This is a genomic window from Leifsonia sp. HAY1-4F, assembly GCF_056755275.1.
The window spans coordinates 1-252 of record NZ_JBNDHX010000434.1 but is presented as its reverse complement, the minus strand read 5'-3'; the positions used below and the strand labels follow the sequence as shown (position 1 = coordinate 252).

At 62.7% G+C, this 252-nt stretch carries 1 protein-coding gene; it reads left to right on the top strand.

The features are described 5' to 3' along the window. Window positions 1-252, top strand: a 252-nt coding sequence (locus ACPYOG_RS20085; protein WP_481295860.1) for an LCP family protein, incomplete at both ends; no start/stop codon positions are given.

Genomic DNA, 252 nt, shown 5'->3' with positions numbered 1-252 from the left:
CCGTCAAAGAACTCTCCACCAAGGTGGGAGGCGTGGATGTGTGCGTCAACTCGGATGTCTACGATCCCGACTCCGGACTCCGGCTTCCCAAGGGAACCTCCCAGGTCAAGGGTGACCAGGCCTTGGCGTTCCTGCGCACCCGGCATGCTTTCGCCGACGGCGGGGATCTGGGCAGGATCCAGGCCCAGCAGGCCTTCCTTGGTTCGCTCGTGCGCAAGCTCAAATCCGAAGGCACACTCTCCAACCCGCAAA